Source organism: Pseudorhodobacter antarcticus (assembly GCF_900110135.1).
GTDB lineage: Bacteria > Pseudomonadota > Alphaproteobacteria > Rhodobacterales > Rhodobacteraceae > Pseudorhodobacter > Pseudorhodobacter antarcticus.
Genome location: NZ_FOCO01000014.1, coordinates 1 through 16,612 on the forward strand (window position 1 = coordinate 1; position 16,612 = coordinate 16,612).

Here is a 16,612-nt window from a genome sequence, read left to right on the forward strand (position 1 = left end):
TCGAGCATATTTTTGGCGCGCAAGCCAACGACATGGGCGGCACCCTCGTGCGCACGATCGGTCTGGTTCGGGCCAAGGCCAAAATCGGGATGAAGAATCTCACCTACAACATGCGCCGTCTCGCCCAACTGGGTCGCATCAACCCTCACCCAGCCTGAAACACGGGCGAACACAGACGCAGATCATGCTGCGCATCGCCAAAAACGGCCCTGAACCGAAGGTCCGCGAAGCGAAATGGGCAGCACATCATCAAACCCAAGGCAACACTCTGTCAGTTGAAGGTCGCTGACGCGCTTTGGGCGGAACCTGCTATCCCGTTGCCGCGAAAACAGTCAAAAATCGAGGTGCCCATGAGTTAAGAGACCGGAACGTAAGCGCGACAAGACCACTTCGTCCGACGGGCCATTTGCTGCCCCATAGTGTCCGCTATCCTAAGCGGACACTATCAATCACACTCTCTCAGCGGCAGAGCAGGCAGACCGGACGCTTACGAAGCGGTGACGGCGTGCGTGTTAATGGCGCTTCCGCGACAAAACTGGCCAATAAGGTTTTCTTCCATCCAAACGAAAGAGTCGCACCATCAAAACGTGGGATCAAACACGCTGTCTGAATTTGCGGCACGACTTCACCAATCCTGCGGTTGCCTTCATCAAACAAGATCAGCGGTAGATAAACGTCTCTAAATCACCTGCTTCGGTCACTTTCCCTCGATACATCCCTTCGCAGTTGAAAGGCATGGTGACGTTGCCTTGAGCATCCACCGCGATAAGGCCGCCGGACCCGTCATGCAGCGCCAAATCTTGCATCACCACATGATCGGCGGCCTGCGCCAATGATTGGCCAGCGTGGCGCATCCGGGCGGCGATTTCGGCGGCAGCGGTATAGCGGATGAACACCTCGCCATGCCCGGTGCCCGACACCGCGCAGGTGGCATTGTCGGCAAAGGTGCCTGCACCAATGATCGGCGTGTCGCCAATGCGCCCCGGCGATTTCGCGGTCATCCCCCCGGTAGAGGTGGCAGCCGCAATATTGCCGTAGCCGTCACAGGCCACCGCACCAACGGTGCCGTGGCGGCGGGCGGGGTCCGTATCCTCCCGCCCTGTTTCACGCATTTTAAGGGTGGATTGCAACGCATCCCAACGCGATTGCGTAAAGAAATAATCAGCATCGCCAAAGGGCAGGCCCGCGCCCCGCGCCACGGCCAAGGCATTTGGACCAATCAGCATCACATGGTCCGTCTTCTCCATCACAGCGCGAGCGGCGCGGACGGGGTTGCGGGGGCCAAAAATGCCACCCACGGCCCCTGCCGCCCGAGTGGCGCCGTCCATAATTGCCGCGTCCATTTCCTGCTTGCCGTCCGATGTGAACACCGCGCCGCGCCCGGCATTGAACAATGGCTCATCCTCTAGCACGCAAACGGCGGCAGTGACGGCATCGACGGCACTGCCGCCTGCCTGCAATGTGTCATGGCCCGCTTGCAACGCCGAGCGCAGGCCTGCGTGATACCGTTCCTCCAGTTCTGGGGTCAGGTTGGATTTCAGGATGGTGCCAGCGCCGCCATGAACAGCAAGAGAAAATTTGGTCATTTTGGTCCTTTATGGGTCAATCCGGCCTTTTCGGCGCAATAGCGCGCGATATCGGCATGGGTGGCTATCCACACGTCGCCTTTGTCGGTGATCCGTTCCAGCAAATGCTCCAGAATAAAAATCCGGCTGCGATAGCCGGTAACATGCGGATGCATCGTCAACAAAAACAGGCCACGTTCGGCATAGGCCCCTTCAAATTCGCGCAAGAAAATATCAAGCACATCTGCGGGCGGCGTATAGGGGCGATGTGCGCCAAACCGGTTCATCATGAAATAGACGGCATCGTCGCGGATCCATTCCACGGGCAGTTCCACCATGCCTGTGGGTTCGCCGTTTTGCAAAATCTCATATGGGTCATCATCGGCGAAAAGGGAGCTGTCATAGATCAGCCCCATCTCACACGCGATGGTCAACGTGTTGGGGCTGTAATCCCACGACGGCGTCCGCATGCCAACGGGGCGGGTGCCGCTGATGGTTTCCAAAGTGTCCGCGGCGCGCAGCATCAGGTCACGTTCGGTCGCCGCGTCCAGCCCGGTGTTCAGCTCGTGGATCCAGCCATGCAGGCCAATTTCATGCCCGTCCTGCGCCAGCGCGCGCTGCTCATCAGGGTGCAGCAAGGCGGCCACGGCGGGCACAAAGAAACTCGCCTTGGCCCCAAAGCGCTCCAACACTCGGCGGATACGGGGCACACCGCGCCGCGCGCCAAATTCTCCCCAACTCAGCCGCGCAACCGAATTGCCGCCATCCCGCAATTCGTTGGTTTCGTGGTCGCTGTCAAACGACAGGGCCACAGCACAGCGCGCACCACCTGGCCAAACGCTTGGCAACAGGCTGCGGCCTGCGCGAACCGCCTCCACCTTGGCGCGCCATGTGGCCTCGTCCCATGTGTGCGGGTCAGTCATGCGTGGCCTCCATCAACTTGCAGCGTTTGGCCTGTAATCCATTCCGCGTGATCGGAGCATAAAAACGTCACCGCCGTTGCAATATCTTGCACGCGGCCAAGGCGGCGCATGTGGATGTTCCCGATGATCTGGGCTTGGCGGTCGGGGCCAAACGCCTCCCACTGTTTTTGCGTGGCAGGGTTGGACAATACAAACCCCGGTGCCACCGAATTAACCGTGATCCCCGATGGCCCCAGTTCCATCGCCAGTTGTTTGGTCAACCCTATCAGCGCGTGTTTGGCACTGGCATAGGCTTGTATCCCCGTCAAACTCGCCTTCAACCCCGCCCCGGAGGAGATGGTGACAATCCGCCCCGCCCCGCGTGTTTTCATGGCGGGTGCAAGCGCTTGGGCGCACCACATCGCGGCATCGACATTGGCGGCAAATATCGCGCGCCAATCGCGTTCTGGTATCTCTTGCAGCGGGCGGCCAACCTGCCCCCGCACACCGCCTGCCGCAGTGATAAGCCCGTCAATATGGCCATGCTGGGCGACTGCTTGCGCGCACAGGGCATGGGCGCTGGCCTGATGCCCCAAATCGCCCGCGTGCAGGGTAACGCGGGGCAGGCCGGCCAGATGGTCCATCCCTACGGCGTCAACGTCCAAGGCCGCCACGCTGGCCCCCGCATCAACTAAACCGCGCACAATCGCCGCGCCAATGCCCATGGCAGCCCCCGTTACGGCAAATACTTTACCCTCAAGGTTCAGCTGCACAGCGGCACCATCAGGTCCAGCAAATCCATGGATTGTGGCCGTTTGCCGTCCTCAATATCGTGGATCAGGTCGCACAACATGGCCAGTGCGGGGGTCGATATGCCATGGCTGCGCCCAATATCCACCAGCACACCGATTTGCGCATCCACCTCGGTTTTGCGTTTGCGAATGGCAAGGTCGCGGTAAATGCCGGAATGGGTTTTTGCGGTTTCGCGGTTATGCGCCACCATCGCGTCCAGTGCGGCGTCAATCCGGGTTAAGTCGCGCGTGCGAAACGCCTCTGGGTCAAACCCGTTAAAGCCTAAGGGCGTCACCCCTTCCGCTGCCGCAAGGGCCATCACCTCGGCCCCCAGTTGGGCATAAACGCAGCGCGTGGCCGCAGGGTCCATCGCATCAGACATCGACGCAGGCGTAAGGGCGGTGCCAAACAACAGCGCGCCATAGCCGCATTTGCCCCAAAGATAGCCCCAGATATTGTCCGTCATCACCGCATCCGGTTCCACCAAGCGAAACAGCGCGTGCATTTCGCGCAAGCGCGGCGTGTCGCTGCCATCAAGTTCGCCCAAGGCCACAGCGGCGCGGTTGCCATAAAGGATGCGCCCCGGTTCCAGCCAATCAGCACCAAAGTTGACAAAGCAACCCAAGGTGCGATCCGCCCCAACGTGGGATGCAATCACCCGCTCATTCAAACCATTCTGGGCCGAAACCACATAGCCATCATCCGCCAGATGGGGGGTCAGCATCGCCAGCGCGGCTTCGGTATTATGCGCCTTAACCGCCAAAATAACCCGGCGAAACTTGCCTTGCAACGTATCCGGCGTATCGGCTGGCAAGCTTTGGGCAAACGCTTCTACCGGGCCTTCAATATGCAGGCCCGCACGCATGGCGATGACGTGTTCACCCACAATATCAACCATATGCACCGCATGTCCTGCGCGCGCGAAATAGGCTCCAAGGATGCCACCAATCGCTCCAGCGCCCCAGATTAGAATCGGATCATTCGTCATGCCCAATCGCCTTGCAACAAGGCGCGGGTCTCATCCACCGCGACATCCCAGATATTCAGCATATCGGCATCGGGCTTTTGGTAATGCCCGCCGTAATTGCCATCACCGATCAAGTTGCGCACACCCGCTGCGTTGCGGTCACGCAAGCGATCAAAATCGACATAGGGTTTTTGCTCGGGCGGGGTGGGCCGCCCCTCCAGCCGGGTCCAAGGGAAGTTTTCCATCCACGAGGCATGGGATGCAATCGGGTCCACCGCCTGCACCGCAGCCCATGTTTTGGGCGCGCGCCACCAGTCATGGAACCTGCACCGCGCCTCCGCCCGGTCCTGCATCCATTCGGCGCAAACGGGTTGCACGGGGCTGTTGCCGCCATGCCCATTGACGATCAAGATACGGCGAAACCCTGTGTCATACAGACTGTCCAAAATATCGCGCACCAAGGCGGCATAGGTGGTCAGTCGCAAGGAAACAGTGCCGGGAAACGCCATGAAATAAGGAGTCAAACCATAAGGCACCGCCGGAAACACCGGCACACCCAAAGGCCCCGCCGCATCATTGGCAATTTTACGCGCCAAAATACTGTCCACCGACAGGCTTAGGTGGGCGTGCTGTTCCGTGCTGCCCAAAGGCAAAACGCATCGATCATCGTGCTTAAGATAGGCTTCAACCTCAGCCCAATTGCTCTCTGTTATTTTCATCGCGATGTTCCTGTCTGGAGGCATTGGTTCGAATGGCGTCAACCATGGGCATCAACTCTGCCCGCACGGCGCTGCTGTCGGGGGTGTGGCGGTATTCAATCGCATGTTGGTCATGGCGCAGCGTGTCGCGCAAATGTTCGGCCCCGGTGGAATAAATCAGCACATCAACCCCCGCCAAAAATGCGGTCAACCCGTCAAACCCCAAAGGCAAGGTCGTGACGTGGCCAACATGCGGCGCAAAACGCGTCACCCCGCTTTTCAGCGTTGGCAAGAAATCATCGAAATACGATACCGCCGCCACGGTTGCATCAGGGGCGATGCCCGCAAGGGCGATGCGCGTCGGCTCATTCGGGATCAGGGTCAGGCCCAAAACGGGCAACAGCCCAAACAGCCGTGCGGCCCGCGCAGTAAGCGTGTGCGGGCACACCACCAGATCGGCTTTTGGGCAATTGCCTTGCGTGATCTGCTCTATGCTCACCGCTGTCACGCTGTCGCCGTCGGGCAAATACCGCTGCAAATCGGCGGCATAGGCGCTGGTCGCCCCCAAAAACGTGCCCAAAAACAAAACACGCACAGGCGTTGGGCGCGGTGGCGTTGTCATGGACAGGCGAAAGGCGATGTCTTGGCGCGACAGGCCAAGCTGTTGGCCTGCTTGAATAAGCTCTTTGATCTGGCGTTCAAACTCCGCCATTTGCAGCATGTTGGCGGCGGGTGGCGGCGCGTGGTTTGCAACAAATGTGCCCGACCCTATCCGCCCTTCAATATGCCCCCGCTCTTGCAACCCGGCATATACCGCACTTACGGTAACCGGCGACAGGTTCAACTTGGCGGCAAGCCGGCGCACCGAGGGCAAGCGCGTGTTGGCGGGAATATCGCCCGTTGCGATGCCGTATTCCAACGCGCCCCGCAACTGCACCGACATCAGCACCGAGGACGTGGGGTCCACGGCGGCTGAAATGCGGATCATAGCGATATCTGTATCTTGCTCTGTCATAGTGTATTAATGATATAGAACAGTTTTTCACTCAAGACCATTTTTTGCGCAGCGCCTCATTTTCTTGCTATACAGCAAATGTCGCCGCAAGATTTTGTGTTTATCACAGGATAATTTCTTGACCTTGGAATTTTCTGGGGCTTAGTGTGACAGCAGATCATAACAGTTGGAGGGAAGCATGTTGAAAACTACCTTAAGGTCGGGCGTTGCCGTTTTGGCGGTGCTGGCGGCTGCCCCGATGGCCCTATCGCAGGACCTAAGCTTGGGTCTGCGCGCTGGCCCCGATTCTATTGACCCGCATTGGTCCACGCTGGGCAGCCAAGCCGAAGCGTTGCGCCATGTGTTTGATACGCTGGTCGATGTCGATGAAACCTTGCAGCTGATGCCCGGCTTGGCCGTAAGCTGGACAGCAATCGACGACACGACTTGGGAATTTAAGATGCGCGAAGGCGTGAGGTTCCACGATGGAACAGATTTTGACGCCGAAGATGTTAAATTCTCCATCGAACGGATTCCCGTTGTGACCGGCCCAATGCCGATGACGCTCTACACCAAATATGTGGACAGCGTGGAGGTGGTCGATCCAACGACCCTACGCATCAAGACCAAAGGCATGGCACCGTCCCTGCCCAACGACTTCACCCGCCTATTTGTCGTCCCATCTGAAACCGGAATGGACGCCCGCAATGAGGAGTTCAATTCAGGCGCCAAAGCGATCGGCACCGGGCCTTATACCTTTATCAGCTGGGTGCCAAAAGGCGATTTGGTGCTGAAACGGTTTGACGGCTATTGGGGCGGCGCGCCTGCGTGGGAAAACGTAACACGGAAAGAAATTCCCGATGATGCCGCAAGGGTGGCCGCGTTGAAATCGGGGCAGGTTGATATGATCAACTATGTCCCCGCGACCGATTATCTGTCGATGAAAAATGACAGTTCGTTGGACACGTTCGTTTCCGACTCTGTTTACATCCTGAACATCGCACCCTCGGTCAAGGATGTGGAACCGCAGCCGATCAAAGTGAATGGCGTCGAAGTGGACGGCAACCCGTTGCAAGATTTGCGCGTGCGCAAGGCGCTGGATTTGGCCATCAACCGCGATGTGTTGGTCAATGTGGTGCTGGAAGGGTTGGGAACACCCGCAAACCAGTTAATGCCAGCAGGCTTCTTTGGCTTTTCCGCTGATCTGCCCGCAGCCCCCTATGATATCGAACAAGCCAAGGCGCTGCTCACCGAGGCAGGCTATCCCGACGGGTTTGAAATTGATTTCACCTGCACCAACAACCGTGTGCCCGGCGATGCCGTGGTGTGCGAGGCATTGGCGCAGATGTGGTCACGCCTTGGGCTGAAGGTGAACGCGCAAGCGCTGAACGGCACGGTCTATTTCCCTGCCGCCGCGCGCGAAGAATTCACCATGACCATGTCAGCATGGGGCACCCTAACGGGCGAGGCCGCGTATACTTACGGCGCTTTGGTCCATACCAAAGACCCGGAAAAAGGCTTTGGCAACTTCAACCGCTCCGGCTATTCCAACGCCGAATTTGACCGTGTTTTTGGCGAAGGCTCGCAAACCCTCGACCCCGAGGCGCGCCGCAAATTGTACGAGCAAGCATCGGTTATCGCGATGGAAGACCGCGCGTTGATCCCGACAGTGGTCTTGCAATCGGTCTGGGCGTCCAAAGCAGGCATGTTGAACCTGACACCGCGGATTGACCAGGAAACGCGGGCCTACGCGATCACGCCAAAGTAAGCCATACCGCGAAAGGCGGCGCGCAAATGCTTGCGCCGCCTTTTTTATGTGTGGCAAATTTTGGCCACAGCCTGCCTGCAACAAGCGCGAGGTTTTCGGATGTTTGGCTATCTTGTTGGGCGGCTGTCACAGGCTGTTGTCGTGGTTTTTGTGATGTCGGTGATCGTGTTTGTCGGGGTCTATGCCATCGGCAACCCGATTGACGTGATGATCGACCCCGGCGCGACTGCCGAAATTAGGGAAAACCTAATCCGGCAATATGGGTTGGATCAACCCTTGTGGCGGCAATATTTCACTTTTGTCGGCAATGTGTTCCAAGGCGATCTGGGGCGGTCGATGGTCTATAACATCTCGGTTACCTCGCTGGTGTTTTCGCGCCTGCCCGCGACGTTGGAACTGGTTTTGGTGTCCGTCACCATCGCCGCCGTGATCGGCATCCCCGCCGGGCTTTACGCGGGCTACCGCCCCAACAGCATCGCCGCCAAGCTGATTATGGCGCTTTCGGTGCTTGGCTTTTCGGTCCCAACCTTTTGGATCGGAATGCTTTTGATCATGGCCTTCGCGGTGGAACTCGGCTGGCTGCCCTCAGGCGGGCGCGGCGAGGTGGGCAATTTCTTGTGGTTCCAAACCTCACTCGCCACAACAAACGGCTGGTCGCATGTCATTTTGCCCGCGATCAACTTGTCGCTGTTCAAACTCGGCCTGCTCATCCGCCTCACCCGCGCGGGCATGGTCGAGGCGATGGGCGCCGAATATGTGCGCTTTGCCCGCGCCCAAGGGCTGCCGGACCGCCAGATCGTGTTCAGCCATATCCTGCGCAACATCTCCATCCCCGTGGTGACGGTGTTCGGGCTGGAACTAGGGTCCACGCTGGCCTTTGCGGTGGTCACCGAAACCGTGTTCAACTGGCCCGGCATTGGCAAGCTGATCATCGACAGCATCTTGCAACTCGACCGCCCCGTGATGGTGTCCTACCTCGTGATGGTCGTGATTTTGTTCGTCATCATCAACCTGACCGTGGACCTGATCTATGCGCGGCTTGACCCGCGCGTGCGGCTGAAAGGCGGTTCCTGATGGCAATGATCGATCACAGCACCGAAGCCGCCCCGCCACCCGAAACCCGCGCCATGCGGTTGCGCAATTTCTGGGCGGATTACCGGCAATCCTGGGTCGCAGTTGCAGCCCTCATCGTGATCGCGGCCTTGCTGCTCGGCTCATTCTTTTCCCCCTTTTGGGTGCCACAAAACCCTTATGATCTGGCGGGCTTGGATTGGTTGGATGCGTTCTTGCCCCCCGGCACGGTGGGGTCGGGCGGCTATGCGCATCTCTTGGGCACCGACAACGCCGGGCGCGATATGCTGTCGGCTATCCTCTACGGCCTGCGCACCAGCTTTTTGATCGGGCTTACGGCGGGTGTGCTGGCGCTGGCCATCGGCATCACCGTGGGCCTAACCGCCGCCTATTTCGGAGGCCGGATTGAGGCGCTTTTGATGCGCGTCGTCGATTTGCAACTGTCGATGCCCGCGATTCTGTTGGCGCTGGTGATGGTCGCCATGCTGGGGCAAGGAATTGCGCAGATTATCTTCGCGCTGGTCGTGGCCCAATACGCCTATTTCGCACGCACCACGCATGGTGCTGCATCAGTGGAACGGCGCAAGGATTATATTGAGGCGGCACGCTCCACCCCGCTGCCAACATCGCGCATCATGTTCAAACATCTGTTGCCCAATGTGCTGCCGCCCCTAATCGTGGTCGCAACCGTTCAGGTGGCCAGCGCAATATCGCTGGAGGCGACGCTATCCTTCCTCGGCGTTGGCCTGCCCTTGACCGAACCATCACTGGGCACGCTCATCTCCAACGGGTTCAAATATATTCATGCCGGGCGCTATTGGCTGTCCATCTATCCGGGGATTTTTCTGATGATAACGGTTGTGGCAATCAATCTTGTGGGCGACCAAGTGCGCAAGGTTCTGGACCCAAGGAACAGCCGATGACCGCTGCACTTGAACTGAAGGGTTTGACCACCCGCTTCCAAACTCGCACAGGCCATGTGACCGCGGTGAACGATGTCAGTTTTGCCGTGCAAAAAGGCCGCATCTTGGGGCTGGTCGGCGAAAGCGGGTCGGGTAAAAGTGTGACCGGCTTTTCCATTCTTGGCTTGATTGCCCCCCCGGGGGAGGTGTGCGCAGGCGAGGTGTTGGTGGACGGCGTTGATTTGCGCCAATTGCGTGAGGAGGAGATGCGCAAGATGCGCGGGCGCAAGGTTGCCATGGTGTTTCAAGACCCGATGATGACCCTGAATCCCGTCTTGCGCGTGGGTGATCAAATGGCGATGGCGGTGCGAGTACACCGCGCCATGTCCAAACCCGCAGCCTTTGAGGAGGCGCGAAAGGCGCTGGATGCTGTCGGCATCCCCGCCGCCGCCGAACGCCTGCGCGCCTATCCGCACCAACTGTCGGGTGGGATGCGGCAGCGCGTGGCGATTGCGATGGCGTTGCTGCACAGCCCATCCGTGATTATCGCGGATGAGGCGACGACAGCGTTGGATGTGTCCATCCAAGGGCAAATTCTGGCCGAGGTGCGCAAACTGTGCGACCAAACCGGAACGGCGATTGTTTGGATCACCCATGATCTTGCCGTGGTGTCCAGCCTCGCGGATGATATCTGCGTGATGTATGCAGGCCGCATTGTGGAACGCGGCACGGCCCAGCAAGTGATCGACTACCCCCGCCACCCATACACGCGTGGCTTGCTCGATTCCATTCCCGCGCGCCACGCCCCTGGCACGCCCTTGCCGCAAATTCCCGGCTCCACCCCGCAATTGTCGCGCCTGCCAACGGGTTGCCCCTTTCGCCCCCGCTGCCCCAAAGCCAGCGATATTTGCGCGACCCCGCCCCCAACCCACGCCATCGACGGACAAACCGTTCTGTGCCATCACCCGTTGGAGCGTTCATGACCAACCCCATCTTGCGCATTGAAAACGTCTCCAAACGCTTTACCCGTATGCCGGGGCTTGCCGAACGGTTGGTGGGCAGGCTGACGGGCGGCGGCAAACCCGTGGTCGTCCATGCGCTAACCGATGTATCGCTAGAGGTGGCGCAGGGCGAAGTGTTGGGGATTGTGGGCGAATCTGGTTGCGGAAAATCCACGCTAGGCCGCGTTGTGGCGGGCATCTATGCCCCCAGTGATGGCCGCGTCACGTTGCACGGCAAACCCATAGCGCGCGAACATAGCGGCAATATCGACAAGCTGACCACGCAAGTGCAAATGATCCATCAAGATCCGTTCGCCTCGCTTAACCCCCGGATGAAGGTGGGTGAAACACTGGCCGAAGGGCCGCGCTATCACAAAATCATTCCCTCCCGCGATGTGCAGGCCCGCATGCGCGCGCTGTTGGAAAAGGTGGGGCTGGAAGGTGCATATGCCGACCGTTTCCCACATCAGTTTTCGGGCGGCCAACGCCAACGTGTTGCCATCGCGCGGGCCTTGGCGATGGAGCCGGAGGTGCTGGTGCTGGATGAGGCGGTCGCCTCGCTTGATGTGTCCATCCAAGCGCAGGTGTTGAACCTTTTTATGGACCTGCGCCGCGATCTGGGGCTGACGGCGTTGTTTATCAGCCATGATCTGTCGGTGGTGCGCCATGTGTGCGACCGGGTGGCGATTATGTATTTGGGGCGTTTGGTGGAACTTGCCCCCGCAGACCAACTTTATGCCGACCCCAAGCACCCCTACACATCAGCGCTGTTTGCATCCGTGCCAACCGTCGGCACTGGCAAGCGCGTGTTTGAGGCGATCAAGGGTGAAATCCCCTCCCCCATCAACCCACCGCCCGGCTGCGCCTTTCATCCGCGCTGCCCGCTGGCAGGGCCGCGCTGCCGTATGGAGGTGCCGCGCCTGACGTGGGCAGGGGTGGGTCGGCAAGTGGCGTGCCATTTGAATGATGGCGGTGTGGACAGCAAAGGAGCACCGGCATGACACATAATCTGAAAACGCGTATTGGTCGGCTAAACGATGTGCTGTGTGCTGTAAATATGCTAAATTGGGATGCGCGCACGCAAATGCCCGCCGGGGGGGCACAAACGCGGGGCCATCAGGTGGCCACGCTGCTGGGAATAGCGCGCGACATGATCCTTGATCCCGCCATGCAGGCGGCGGTTGACGCAGGCGGCGATGACCCGGCGGCAGCCGTGGTGCGCGCCGCCATCGCGCATCACGCCCGCCTTCCGGCCGATTTGCTGCGCGCACAGGCAGAACAAGCAACCGTTGCCGGGGCCGTCTGGGCGCAAGCCCGCGCCACATCCGATTTCGCGCTGTTTCAGCCCCATTTGGAAACCGTGGTCGCCCTTGCCCGCGAAAGCGCCGCCGCTTTGGGTTCTGATGGCCACCCCTACGATCCCATGGTGCAAATATACGAGCCGGGCGAAACAGCCGCCAGCTTGTCAGCGTTTTTCACCCAATTGCGCGCAGGCATCTTGCCCGTGCTGGACCACGCACGCAGCCAACCCGCTCCGCGCACAGATTTTCTATACCGCGATTACGCGCCCGCGTTGCAGCAACAATTTGCAGCAGGCACCGCGCAGGCCCTTGGCTATGATTTTGCGCGTGGCCGCCTCGACACGGCCGTTCACCCGTTTGAGGTATCTGCAACCCGCAATGATGTGCGCATCACCTCGCGCTGGCCACGCAACTATTTGCCCATGTCGATTTTCGGTTGCATCCATGAGGTAGGCCACGCGCTTTATGAACAAGGCGTGGACCCGGCTCACACGCGCGGCGCGTTTGCGACCGATATGATCGGGCTTTACGCCGTGGGCGGCACCAGTTTTGGCATGCACGAAAGCCAATCGCGCTTGCTGGAAAACCATGTGGGGCGCACGCCCGCCTTTTGGGCCGTGCATTTTCCCCGCTTGCGCGACACTTTCCCTGACCAGCTTCGTGATGTCAGCGTGACCGAATTTGTGGCCGCGATCAACCGTGTGGAACCTGGGCCAATCCGAGTCCAAGCGGATGAGCTGACCTATGATTTGCACATCATGTTGCGGGTGCGCATCGAAATGGCCTTGATGGATGGCTCGCTGGCTGTGGCCGACATCCCCCAAGCATGGCGCGAAGGGATGCGCGACGATCTGGGGGTTGCGGTGACTGATGATGCGCAGGGCTGCTTGCAAGATGTGCATTGGTCGTCGGGCTATATCGGGTCGTTCCCCACCTACACAATCGGCAATGCCACCGCAGCACAGCTGATGGCGCATTTTGATGCAGCCCACCCCGCCATCCGCAGCGCCTTGAACAAGGCCGATACGGGGCCACTGCGCGCCGCCCTGTCAGATACGGTTTGGCAACATGGCCGCGCCCGAACCCGCGTCGAAATGCTGGCCGATGTCGGAGCATCTGCGAATGATCCGCAACCTTATTTGCGATATCTTTCCCTGAAGTTTGGCGCGCCTTAGGTGTTTAGCCTGCCGCGGCGTCGTGGCGTTAGTTACGCTTGAAGCGTGACGCCCCTTTGCCCCATTGGGCTCATGCCAAGCGTATGATGTCGGTGCTTCCGAGCACGTTGAAGCGGTTGATGAGGGCAATGCGTATCTCGGTTTCGGCAGTCTGGCTGTCTGGCAGCGATACGTTCTGCGAAGGCTTTCAAGCAGCGCATCCATCGTCCGGCAATGGTTTGCAAACAGGCCGTGCTTTTTGGCCTGCCATCTGTTACCCGGCAGCGGTTTGCCTTCAAACCACGAGAGGGCCCTATCGTGTCGAACTCTGCGAGAACTTGACCCAAGTTTCCGAAACTCTATGATCTGCTGATTGCTGAGTTCCGCGAGGGATTGACCCAGATTTCCGACACGCCATGATCCGCTCGTTTCAATAATTCAGCCGACTATTCATGAAATTATCATATTTCAGAGGGGTCAGCACCAAATGGAAAAAACGGGTCAATCCGAGACGAAAATCAACAACTGCCCACAAAGGCCCTTGATGAAGTGGTCGGGGGCTACATTTGGTTGATCAGTGCGGCACTCGGGAATTACAGAAATTACTGTTCCGCATTCGACTGCTCGGAACAGACATGAAGAATGAGAAAGAACGAATGCTATGACTGACTGGCTTGCAACACGCGCCGAAGCCGAAGAGCGAATGGCTGCTTTTGTCCCGCGGATGGGCAAACGCTATGCCAATGGGCGCAACACCGACAATGGCCCCGGGCGACACACGGCGGTATCGGTCCTTTCGCCGTACGTCCGGCGACGGCTGGTGCTGGAAGCTGACCTTGTGGCAGCGGCCTTGGCCGCGCATGGACCCGTGGCCGCCGAAAAGTTCATCGAAGAGGTGATCTGGCGCGGCTATTTCAAAGGCTGGATGGAACGTCGCCCGCAGGTCTGGGCCAGCTACCGCACGGGGCTAGAGGCGGATTTGTCCGCCCTTGACCGCGACCGCCGCCTGCGCCGTGATGTGACCCGCGCGATGGAAGGGCAGACCGGGCTGGAATGCTTTGACGCTTGGGCCGAGGAGTTGGTGGACACCGGGTATCTGCACAACCATGCGCGGATGTGGTTCGCTTCAATCTGGATTTTCACGCTGGGGCTGCCTTGGCGGTTGGGGGCGGATTTCTTTTACCGGCATCTGCTCGATGGCGATGCAGCGTCAAACACCCTCGGCTGGCGTTGGGCGGCAGGGCTGCACACGCGGGGCAAGCCCTATCCGGCGCGCGCCGACAACATCGCGACCTTCACGGCGGGTCGCTTTACCCCGCGCCACACCGATCTGGCCGAAGTGACCAAAGGGCTAGAGGCGACCGAGCCGGAGGGTCTACCCTCCGTTCTCCCCCTGCGTTCTGTCGTGCCGCCAAGGGCGGGGGCGCCCACAGCCCTGCTGATCACAGATGAAGATTGCCGGGTTGAGGATTTTGATCTGGCCGCCCTCGATATCTGTGCCCGCGCCACCCTTGCCGTGGGCGATCTACGCTCTCCCCTTGGCGTGGCTGACCCTGTGATGCGGTTTGAAAGGGCGGCTTTGGCCGATGCCGCCCTGCGGGTTGGGGGGCACTTTGATACGCTGCATGCGGGTGACCCCGACGCATTGGCGAAATGGGCGGCAGCGGCGGGGGCCACACAAATTGTAACGGCTTACGCCCCCACTGGCCCGCTCCGCGATTGGCTGGATCAAGCGGCCCCCGCAATGGCCGCGCGCGGCATCACCCTTTGCGAATGGCGCCGCGATTGGGACAGCGCCATCTGGCCCCATGCCACCGCTGGCTTTTTCAAGGTGAAACAGCAGATCCCGCGCCTGCTAGAGGCGCTGATCCCCGCATGAACCTGACCGATCCCCGCATTTCCCGGCTGATCACCTTGATCCGCGCCTGCCTGCCCCCGCCACCAGGGGCGCGGCGAATTGCCCTTGCACTGACCTTCGGCGTGGCATGCCATGCGATGTTTGCAGCGGGCGTTCTCGCGATGATCATAGCGATGTATTTCGGCCTGAGTGCAAGCTTTGGCACCGTGCCTTGGCCTTGGGCCGCTTTTGCCAATGCAGCACTAATTATCCAATTTCCGCTGGCCCATTCAGTGCTGCTAACCGGCCCTGGTGCGCGTTTTCTGGCCCGCGCAATGCCCGGCCCAAATGGCAAAACGCTGGTCACAACCACCTATGCCATCATCGCCTCGGCCCAATTGCTGGCGCTGTTTGCGCTGTGGACACCCTCGGGGATCATCTGGTGGCAGGCCGAGGGGGCGGCGCTTTGGATCATAACCGCGCTTTATAGCACCGCTTGGCTGTTGCTGTTGAAAGCCAGCTTTGATGCCGGGACCGAGGTGCAGTCAGGCGCACTTGGCTGGATGTCACTGCTCGCGCGTATCCGCCCGGTGTTTCCCGACATGCCGACCCTTGGGTTGTTTCGCATAATCCGCCAGCCGATCTATGTGGCCTTTGCATTGACCCTGTGGACCGTGCCGATCTGGACCCCTGACCAACTGGTGCTGGCCATCAGCTTCACCGCCTATTGCCTGCTTGCGCCCCAGCTGAAAGAGCGCCGCTTCGCCGCCCGCTATGGCGATAGGTTTGATCGCTATAAAAACACCGTGCCCTATGTGCTGCCGCGCAGCACCCGTGCAAAGGACAATTCTCGTGCGCAATGATCTGACTATCTATGACGAGGTTGCGGACCGCTGGTGGTCGGACGACATTCGTTGGGTGCGGACGCTGAAAAACCTTGTGCCCGGCCGGCTCAGTTGGTTCGATCGCCATATGGATTGGCAGGACAAAGAAGTGTTGGATCTGGGCTGCGCGGGCGGATTTATGGCCGAGGCGATGGCAGTGCGCGGCGCGCGTGTGACCGGGATCGATCCCGCCGCCGTCGCCATTGAGGCCGCACGAGGTCACGCGCGCAGCACAGGCCTGCACATCGACTACGACGTCGGGGTGGGCGAGGCCCTTCCTTACAAAAATGCCGGTTTCGATACAGTGGTTTGTGTCGACGTGCTGGAGCATGTGGCCGACTTGCACAAGGTTCTGGCAGAAGTCACCCGGGTCCTGCGGCCAGGTGGGCTGTTCTTGTTCGATACCATCAACCGCAATCCCTTGGCGCGGCTTGCCACCATAACCATCGCCGAAGATGTGTTGCGGCTGTTGCCGCGCGGCACTCATGACCCTGCGAAGTTCATCAAGCCTCACGAACTGTACCGCGCGATGGAAGGAGTAGGATTGGTGCCCGGTCCGGTCACGGGCCTTGGCCCCCGAGGCATAAACCGGCGCTTTGATTTGACCTTTGGTCCCCTGCCCCTGACAGCAGACCTCTACATGGGTATCGCCCGAAAACCGCTCACGATATGATCAATGTTTCGGCCTTTTTGATCAGGCGCTGATAGCGCGGCAATACTTTGGAGCACCATTCCTGACGGTTTCGGCGGATGAAACCCGTATCAGCAGACGCTGG

The 16,612-nt window shown here is 59.7% G+C and carries 16 protein-coding genes and 2 pseudogenes; 10 read left to right on the plus strand and 8 right to left on the minus strand.

Annotation, left to right across the window (positions count from 1 at the left end; all coding sequences use genetic code 11):
* Positions 1–158 (plus strand): annotated as a pseudogene (locus BMY36_RS19455) (IS5/IS1182 family transposase); the annotation flags it as partial.
* A gap of 301 nt (positions 159–459) precedes the next feature.
* On the opposite strand, the gene BMY36_RS19905 reads toward BMY36_RS19455, so the two are convergent.
* From BMY36_RS19905 to BMY36_RS08850, 7 genes are read right to left on the minus strand one after another with little or no spacing between them, the layout of a single operon-like run.
* Entirely contained in the window at positions 460–657 is a 198-nt protein-coding gene (locus BMY36_RS19905; RefSeq protein WP_156215275.1) for a hypothetical protein, read from the minus strand.
* Between the two features lie 2 nt (positions 658–659).
* On the minus strand, positions 660–1,586 hold the full coding sequence (locus BMY36_RS08825) for an isoaspartyl peptidase/L-asparaginase family protein (protein WP_050520854.1): 927 nt from the start codon (positions 1,584–1,586) through the stop codon (positions 660–662).
* Positions 1,583–2,488: a polysaccharide deacetylase family protein gene (locus BMY36_RS08830; RefSeq protein WP_050520855.1), complete on the minus strand. Its 906-nt coding sequence runs from the start codon at positions 2,486–2,488 to the stop codon at positions 1,583–1,585. The genes BMY36_RS08825 and BMY36_RS08830 overlap by 4 nt, the downstream gene beginning before the upstream one ends.
* The gene (locus BMY36_RS08835) at positions 2,485–3,240 is read right to left on the minus strand and encodes an SDR family NAD(P)-dependent oxidoreductase (protein ID WP_050520856.1); all 756 of its coding nucleotides are present in this window, start codon (positions 3,238–3,240) and stop codon (positions 2,485–2,487) included. Before BMY36_RS08835 ends, BMY36_RS08830 begins: the two co-directional genes overlap by 4 nt.
* Positions 3,231–4,247 carry a ketopantoate reductase family protein gene (locus BMY36_RS08840; RefSeq protein ID WP_050520857.1) on the minus strand — a complete coding sequence of 339 codons (1,017 nt, stop codon included), beginning with the start codon at positions 4,245–4,247 and terminating at the stop codon, positions 3,231–3,233. The genes BMY36_RS08835 and BMY36_RS08840 overlap by 10 nt, the downstream gene beginning before the upstream one ends.
* On the minus strand, positions 4,244–4,945 hold the full coding sequence (locus BMY36_RS08845) for a creatininase family protein (RefSeq protein ID WP_050520858.1): 702 nt from the start codon (positions 4,943–4,945) through the stop codon (positions 4,244–4,246). The genes BMY36_RS08840 and BMY36_RS08845 overlap by 4 nt, the downstream gene beginning before the upstream one ends.
* Positions 4,917–5,939 carry a GntR family transcriptional regulator gene (locus BMY36_RS08850; protein WP_050520859.1) on the minus strand — a complete coding sequence of 341 codons (1,023 nt, stop codon included), beginning with the start codon at positions 5,937–5,939 and terminating at the stop codon, positions 4,917–4,919. The genes BMY36_RS08845 and BMY36_RS08850 overlap by 29 nt, the downstream gene beginning before the upstream one ends.
* A 178-nt stretch (positions 5,940–6,117) precedes the next feature.
* Between BMY36_RS08850 and BMY36_RS08855 the strand changes: the two genes are divergently transcribed.
* The 6 genes from BMY36_RS08855 to BMY36_RS08880 all read left to right on the plus strand — a co-directional run bounded on the left by BMY36_RS08855 (position 6,118) and on the right by BMY36_RS08880 (position 13,136).
* Entirely contained in the window at positions 6,118–7,686 is a 1,569-nt protein-coding gene (locus tag BMY36_RS08855; RefSeq protein WP_050520860.1) for an ABC transporter substrate-binding protein, read from the plus strand.
* 99 nt (positions 7,687–7,785) lie between these two features.
* Positions 7,786–8,760: an ABC transporter permease gene (locus BMY36_RS08860; protein ID WP_050520902.1), complete on the plus strand. Its 975-nt coding sequence runs from the start codon at positions 7,786–7,788 to the stop codon at positions 8,758–8,760.
* Positions 8,760–9,680, plus strand: a complete 921-nt coding sequence (locus tag BMY36_RS08865; protein WP_050520861.1) for an ABC transporter permease — start codon at positions 8,760–8,762, stop codon at positions 9,678–9,680. The genes BMY36_RS08860 and BMY36_RS08865 overlap by 1 nt, the downstream gene beginning before the upstream one ends.
* Positions 9,677–10,642 carry an ABC transporter ATP-binding protein gene (locus tag BMY36_RS08870; RefSeq protein WP_050520862.1) on the plus strand — a complete coding sequence of 322 codons (966 nt, stop codon included), beginning with the start codon at positions 9,677–9,679 and terminating at the stop codon, positions 10,640–10,642. The genes BMY36_RS08865 and BMY36_RS08870 overlap by 4 nt, the downstream gene beginning before the upstream one ends.
* Complete coding sequence (locus BMY36_RS08875; protein ID WP_050520863.1) at positions 10,639–11,661, plus strand: ABC transporter ATP-binding protein; 1,023 nt, start codon at positions 10,639–10,641, stop codon at positions 11,659–11,661. The genes BMY36_RS08870 and BMY36_RS08875 overlap by 4 nt, the downstream gene beginning before the upstream one ends.
* Positions 11,658–13,136, plus strand: coding sequence for a carboxypeptidase M32 (locus BMY36_RS08880; RefSeq protein ID WP_050520864.1), 1,479 nt, complete (start codon positions 11,658–11,660; stop codon positions 13,134–13,136). The genes BMY36_RS08875 and BMY36_RS08880 overlap by 4 nt, the downstream gene beginning before the upstream one ends.
* A 70-nt stretch (positions 13,137–13,206) precedes the next feature.
* Here BMY36_RS08880 and BMY36_RS19460 read toward each other — a convergent pair.
* Positions 13,207–13,336, minus strand: a pseudogene (locus BMY36_RS19460) (IS5/IS1182 family transposase); the annotation flags it as partial.
* Positions 13,337–13,776: 440 nt separating this feature from the next.
* Between BMY36_RS19460 and BMY36_RS08885 the strand changes: the two are divergent.
* Genes BMY36_RS08885 through ubiG form a run of 3 tightly spaced genes read left to right on the plus strand, consistent with a single transcriptional unit; the run spans position 13,777 to position 16,509 of the window.
* On the plus strand, positions 13,777–14,994 hold the full coding sequence (locus BMY36_RS08885; RefSeq protein ID WP_050520865.1) for an FAD-binding domain-containing protein: 1,218 nt from the start codon (positions 13,777–13,779) through the stop codon (positions 14,992–14,994).
* A complete protein-coding gene (locus tag BMY36_RS08890; RefSeq protein WP_050520866.1) occupies positions 14,991–15,815 on the plus strand; it encodes a methyltransferase family protein in 825 nt (274 codons plus the stop codon). The genes BMY36_RS08885 and BMY36_RS08890 overlap by 4 nt, the downstream gene beginning before the upstream one ends.
* Positions 15,805–16,509, plus strand: coding sequence for a bifunctional 2-polyprenyl-6-hydroxyphenol methylase/3-demethylubiquinol 3-O-methyltransferase UbiG (gene ubiG / locus BMY36_RS08895; RefSeq protein ID WP_050520867.1), 705 nt, complete (start codon positions 15,805–15,807; stop codon positions 16,507–16,509). The genes BMY36_RS08890 and ubiG overlap by 11 nt, the downstream gene beginning before the upstream one ends.
* Positions 16,510–16,612: the final 103 nt, after the last annotated feature.